Here is a 6,423-nt window from a genome sequence, read left to right on the forward strand (position 1 = left end):
CCTTAATGAATAGCTTTTAAAAAGAAGTCTTGGCATTCTTGCATAGTTTTTTCTAAGAGTTTCATATCTTTACCTTCTAGCAAGATTCTTAGTTTGTTTTCTGTGCCACTATAGCGGATAAGAGGACGCATTTTTTTGGCTTTGATAGAGGCTAGTAGTTCTTCATAGCCTTGAATTTTTTCAAGGGGTGGTTTAGAACTTATGGGGACATTTTTTAAAAGTTGTGGATAAAGCTCAAAGCAGTTTAGAGCCACCGAAGCTTTTTGTTGGCTTTTAAGCACATAGGCAATGGTTTGTAAAGCACTTACTAATCCATCTCCAGTTTTTGCAAAATCACTAAAGATGATGTGCCCGCTTTGTTCTCCACCAAAATTAAAATCATGCTCTAGCATTTTTTCTAAGACATATTTGTCGCCTACTTGTGAACGCACAAGTTTGATACCATTTTTGGATAAAAATTCTTCTAAAGCAAGATTGCTCATAAGTGTAGCTACTACTCCATTGTTTTTAAGTGTGCCATTAAGTTTAGCGCTCAATGCTAAAACCCCTATGAGTTTATCGCCATTAACTACTTCACCAGTTTCATCCACAACCACAAGCCTATCAGCATCACCATCTAGTGCAAATCCAATATCTGCTCTAACGCGTCTTACTTCTTCTTGTAGCATTATGGGATTTGTAGCACCACAACCTTCATTAATATTAAATCCATTAGGCTCATCATTGATGACAAAAACTTCTGCTCCAAGCTCGCTAAAAATCGTAGGTGCAACTTTATAGGCAGCTCCATTAGCACAATCTACTACAATCCTAATCCCATGTAAAGAAAGTTCTTTGGGGAAAGAATTTTTAATATGCACAATATAGCGTCCCACAACATCATCAATTCTTTTGCTAGAACCAATTTCTTTTCCTACTTTTTGGGATTGCTCTAAAAGTTTTTCATCAAAATAGATGCTCTCAATCCTCTCTTCATCTTTTTCATCAAGCTTATATCCGCTTCTACCAAAGAATTTAATCCCATTATCTTCAAAAGGATTATGACTAGCACTCACCATAATCCCACCATCACAACGCATATCTTCGGTTAAATAAGCAATAGCAGGCGTAGGCATAGGACCAATTTGAATAACTTCATAGCCTACTGCTGTAAGTCCACTAACAAGGGCATTTTCTAGCATATATCCACTGCGTCTTGTGTCTTTGCCTACAAGAATTTTTTTAGTTTTTGAATGCTCTTTGTAATAAATTCCAGAAGAAATCCCAAGTTTTAAAGCACAAAGTGCATTGAGTTTTACGCCAGCCTCGCCTCTTACTCCATCTGTTCCAAAGAGCTTCATTTTAAAATCCTTGCAATGTTTTATTTACTTTTTATTTGCTTTTAATAAAAGTTGAAATAGAATTTTAGCTTAAATTTTTTTATAAAAGGATTAACGCTCTATGGCAAATCATAAATCGGCAGAAAAGCGCATTAGACAAACAAAAAAACGCACAGAAAGAAATCGCTACTATAAGACTAGAATTAAAAATATCACGAGAAGTCTTCATGAAGCAGTTAATGCTAAGGATGTAGCAAAGGCACAAGAGATTATTAAGCAAATTAATAAAGCTTTCCACAGCTATGTAAGCAAAGGTATTTTGTCAAAAAATACAGCTGCTAGAAAAGTAAGTAGATTAAACACACTTGTTAAAAAATTAGCAAACGCATAAGGTAAAATTCTCCCTATGCTTGCTAGCAAACTTCAACCTTTTATTGACCGCTATGAAGAAATAAGTGCAGCTCTTATTTCGCAAGATGTTCTTAATGATGTCAAAAGAATGACAGAATTAAGCAAGGAACAAAGTAATTTAGAAGAGCTTGTAGAGAAAGCCAAAGAATATCTAAAAAACTTACAGTCTATTGAAGAAAATAAGGCTTTGCTTGATGATAAGGAGTTAGGCGATTTAGCAAAAGAAGAAATTAAAACTCTAGAATCAAGAAATGAAGTTTTAGAATCAGAGATTAAAATCTTGCTCCTCCCTAAAGATCCTAATGATGATAAAAATATTTATTTAGAGCTTCGTGCAGGAACAGGTGGTGATGAAGCAGGGATTTTTGTGGGGGATTTATTCCGTGCTTATGTTCGTTATGCAGAACTTAAGGGGTGGAAAGTTGAAATCATTAGTTCTAGTGAAAATAATGTAGGTGGATATAAGGAAGTCATTGCATTAGTAAAGGGAAAAGGTGCTTATTCACGCTTAAAGTATGAGGGTGGAACACATAGGGTGCAAAGAGTTCCAGAAACAGAATCACAAGGTAGAATCCATACTTCAGCCATTACAGTAGCAATTATGCCAGAAGTAGATGATGTTGAGGTGGTGATTAACCCCAATGATTTAAGGATTGAAGTTTTTAGAGCAGGGGGACATGGTGGGCAATGTGTAAATACTACTGATTCAGCGGTTAGAATCACACATATTCCCACAGGTATTAGTGTATCTATGCAAGATGAGAAATCCCAACATAAAAATAAAGATAAGGCTTTAAAAATTTTAAAAGCTAGAATTTATGAGGCTGAATTGGAAGCACAGCAAAGCCAAAATGCAGAAGCAAGAAAAAATCAAGTGGGTAGTGGCGATAGAAGTGAGAGGATTAGAACTTATAACTATCCACAAAATCGCCTTACAGATCATAGGGTGGGTTTAACGCTTTATAGTTTGGAAGAGATTATGTTAAGTGGAAATTTAGATGGTGTAATTGATCCTATTGTTGCATATTTCCAAGCAGAATCGCTTCAAGAGAATTTATAGTTTTTTCTAGGTTATTATCTAGATTTTTTATAGATTGTGAGTTTAGACTTTTAAATTTTGGTATCAGTAGCTTAAATTTTATTAATCTGCTTGTGCCAATGTTGTAACTTGATATTTTATTGCAAATTATTGGTAATATTTTTCATTATATTTTTTGTTGGTAATAATTTAGTTTTGCTTTTGTTATTTTATTCTTTATGAAACAACCGTGGCGATTTGCTTTTTTCTTGTCATTGCAGAGTTTTGGAGTTGTGGTAATATTTTCTTTTGCCATTATCAGTGAGTGCTCTTAAAGGCAAGAGTATGGTAATCCAACAAGAACTAATATCATAAGTTTTTTCTTAGACTGTCACGCTTCATTTTGTTTTATAATAATTTTAGTGTCCCCACCATATCATTGCAAGGAGCAAAGCCTTTAAAGAAGTTATAAAAGAACAAATAGAGATATTTAGCCATGACACTTCTTTAGGAATGACACAAGAGCTCTTATTTATGTTGCCATATTCTATTATATTTTACTCTCATAAGCTTCAAAATTTTTGTGGTAATAGAATAGTTTTCCAAAATTAAACTAAAAATTTATAGGATATTCTAAAAAATGCAATCTTAATATCTGCAGATATTAATTGAAGAGTAACTAAAATTAACTAGAGAAAATTATGGTATTTTTTCATAAAATCTGTAAAATAAGTTATTTTTTAAATGAAATCTTTAAAGAATATTTTTAAAAATTTTAAAGCATATATAAAACTTTTAAGCCTTAAGGCTTAAAAGCTAAATTTGCTCTACTTTTTTGATTTCACTTAGTCTAACCCAAGCAAGTATTCTTAAAATAAGTGCTCCAATAACAAGTAGATAACCTATACCAAGAAATGCTGTGAGCACTCCTATAACCTCAATATAAAAAGCATACATAAAATAGGGTTGGTTAGTAATATGTGCTAACTCTTTTGTATATTGATATCTAAACCAAATCGCACCCACAAAGGAAACAATGGCTATAATCATTCCTATTGCCGCTAATGATTGACTGTTGGTGCCAAAACCTATTCCTGCTACTATTACTGCTATAAAAAATCCAACAAACATTATAATTGTAGGAATGAGGAAATTTCTAAACAGAGTTTTACTATGAGATAAAGTTGCCAAAGATTTATTTATAATGATAAATAAAAATAAAGCAACAAAAGCAGTAATTGCATTGATTAAAGGAATATATAAGCAAATATAAGCAATGATTGCCTTTTTTCTTAAATCAGGAATTTCTGATGAAGAGAGCATTGCATTAAAGCTTTCTAAACTAGGTGCTGCATTTTTTGTGATGTAAATGGATTTTGCTTCTCCATTTTCTTGTGTGAAATCCACTTCAGCACCAATTAGCAACTTTTCTTGCATACTTTTTAGATTTTGAATATCTTCTAGCTTGTAAGTATAGCGATTCCCATCATTCCCGCTAATTAATCCAAGAGCAATGATTTTCCCTTGCATTGTATCTCCTTAAATAAAATTAAACTTAAATTATTTCATAAAATTTTTTAAAGCCTAATAAAAAAAATTTATGAAAATATTTTATAGAGCTTTGCAATAGAACTTAAGAGAAGTTTTGATAAAATTAGTTAAATTTTTATTCTATAATTTTAAGGTAAATTTATGTCTGCTTACGAAACAATTATCGGACTTGAAGTGCATGTCCAACTCAATACAAAAACAAAAATTTTCTGCTCTTGTGCCACTAGTTTTGGAGAAGAGCCTAATAAAAATGTCTGTCCAACATGCCTTGGGCTTCCAGGTGCATTACCGGTGCTAAACAAAGAAGTGGTAAAAAAAGCAATTTCATTTGGCACTGCAATTAATGCAAAAATTAATCAAAATTCAATCTTTGCTAGAAAAAATTATTTTTATCCAGATTTACCTAAAGCTTATCAAATCAGTCAGTTTGAAATTCCGATTGTAGGGCGTGGAAATATTGAGATTGAAGTTAATGGAGAAAAGAAAATCATCGGTGTAACAAGAGCTCATATGGAAGAAGATGCGGGAAAAAATATCCACGAAGATAGCTACTCTAAAGTGGATTTAAATCGTGCATGCACACCGCTTTTAGAAATCGTAAGTGAGCCTGATATGAGAAGCAGTGATGAGGCTATTGCTTATCTTAAGAAGCTCCATTCTATTGTGCGATTTTTAGGGATTAGTGATGCAAATATGCAAGAAGGTAGTTTTAGATGTGATGCAAATGTTTCTATCCGTCCAAAGGGAGATTCTAAACTTTATACAAGAGTTGAGATTAAAAATCTAAATTCTTTTAAATTTATCCAAAAAGCCATAGAATATGAAGTAGAACGCCAAATTGAAGCTTGGGAAGATGGCAAGTATGAAGAAGAAGTTGTGCAAGAGACAAGACTTTTTGATACTAACAAAGGCACAACAAGATCTATGAGAGGAAAAGAGGAAGCTGCTGATTATAGGTATTTCCCAGATCCTGATTTATTGCCAGTGTTTATTGATGAAGAGCTTATGAATGAGGGCAAAAAAATCCCAGAAATGCCAGATGAAAAAAGAGCTAGATATATAAAAGATTTTGGTATAAAAGAAAGCGATGCCATTGTGCTAACAAGTGAGCTTGAAATGGCACTTTATTTTGAAGATATGCTAAGCCTTGGAGCAAGTGCTAAAGGCTCTGTAACTTGGCTAACAACTGAGCTTTTAGGAAGATTAAAAGGTGAAAACACTTTGCAAAATTGCGGAGTAGAATCAAGCACTTTAGCTACTTTGGTAAAACGCATTGATGAGGGCAAAATAAGTGGAAAAAGTGCTAAAGAAATCCTTGATGTCTTAGTAGAAAAGAGGGGTGGCGATGTAGATGGCCTAATAGATTCTATGGGATTAGCACAAGTAAATGATGATGGAGCAATTTTGAGTGCTATTGAATCTGTGCTAAGTGCCAATGCAGATAAAGTAGCAGAGTATAAAAGTGGGAAAGATAAGCTTTTTGGATTCTTTGTAGGTCAAGTAATGAAAAATAGTAAGGGTGCAAATCCAGCAAGAGTAAATGAGTTGTTAAAACAAAAGCTTGGGTAATTTTTGTTGGGGGTGGGGTTATTTTAGAATTAAAAATGATTAAATTTGTAGGAAATAATTTGTTTAGAGATTAAATGAAGTAGGCAATTTTAAAAAAAAGGGGGGAGTTCTTATGCAAAAGTTTTTAATGGTTTTAGGGATTTGTGTTACTTTAAGTGTTGGCATTAACGCTCAATCTCCAAAAGAAGCTAAACCTAGCTTTAATTGTGCCAAAGCAACTACAAGAGTTGAAGAGGTAATTTGCAATGATGAAAGTGGGGAGTTACAAAATTTAGATCGCTATATGGGTGAAGTCTATACACAATTAAGAAAAGAGTTAAAAATCTCTAAGTTTCCTAATAAAGAACAAAGATTAAAAGATCTTTTAGAATCACAAAGAGCTTTTATTAAACATTTAAATGAAGTTCGTTTTATAGGAGATGCCTATGAAGAACGCATTACACATTTACTTAAACTTCTAGGAGAAGTGCTAGATTCTAATAATAAAGAATTATGTGAATATGCAAGAAGATATAAGAGTGATTGGAGCAAATGGCAAAAAGTTCCTCCCTCCAT

At 33.0% G+C, this 6,423-nt stretch carries 6 protein-coding genes; 4 read left to right on the forward strand and 2 right to left on the reverse strand.

All coding sequences use genetic code 11. The annotated features are described in order from the left end of the window. Nucleotides 1-2 precede the first annotated feature (2 nt). Nucleotides 3-1,340, reverse strand: a complete 1,338-nt coding sequence (gene glmM, locus B6S12_RS05245; protein ID WP_111229756.1) for a phosphoglucosamine mutase — start codon at nt 1,338-1,340, stop codon at nt 3-5. A gap of 100 nt (nt 1,341-1,440) precedes the next feature. Here glmM and rpsT point away from each other — a divergent pair, with 100 nt between their 5' ends. Beyond that, complete coding sequence (gene rpsT, locus B6S12_RS05250) at nt 1,441-1,710, forward strand: 30S ribosomal protein S20 (protein ID WP_111229757.1); 270 nt, start codon at nt 1,441-1,443, stop codon at nt 1,708-1,710. A 15-nt stretch (nt 1,711-1,725) separates the two neighbouring features. Further along, nucleotides 1,726-2,790, forward strand: a complete 1,065-nt coding sequence (gene prfA, locus B6S12_RS05255) for a peptide chain release factor 1 (RefSeq protein ID WP_111229758.1) — start codon at nt 1,726-1,728, stop codon at nt 2,788-2,790. Between the two features lie 774 nt (nt 2,791-3,564). On the opposite strand, the gene B6S12_RS05260 is transcribed toward prfA, so the two are convergent. Beyond that, nucleotides 3,565-4,278 carry a hypothetical protein gene (locus B6S12_RS05260; RefSeq protein ID WP_111229759.1) on the reverse strand — a complete coding sequence of 238 codons (714 nt, stop codon included), beginning with the start codon at nt 4,276-4,278 and terminating at the stop codon, nt 3,565-3,567. Nucleotides 4,279-4,440: 162 nt separating this feature from the next. Between B6S12_RS05260 and gatB the strand changes: the two genes are divergently transcribed. Both gatB and B6S12_RS11345 read left to right on the forward strand, forming a co-directional pair. Beyond that, nucleotides 4,441-5,868, forward strand: a complete 1,428-nt coding sequence (gatB, locus tag B6S12_RS05265; RefSeq protein WP_111229760.1) for an Asp-tRNA(Asn)/Glu-tRNA(Gln) amidotransferase subunit GatB — start codon at nt 4,441-4,443, stop codon at nt 5,866-5,868. A 112-nt stretch (nt 5,869-5,980) separates the two neighbouring features. Beyond that, nucleotides 5,981-6,423, forward strand: a 443-nt coding sequence (locus B6S12_RS11345; RefSeq protein ID WP_425454658.1) for a lysozyme inhibitor LprI family protein, incomplete at its 3' end; no start/stop codon positions are given.

Origin of the sequence: Helicobacter valdiviensis, assembly GCF_003245365.1 — a bacterium.
Taxonomy (GTDB): domain Bacteria; phylum Campylobacterota; class Campylobacteria; order Campylobacterales; family Helicobacteraceae; genus Helicobacter_D; species Helicobacter_D valdiviensis.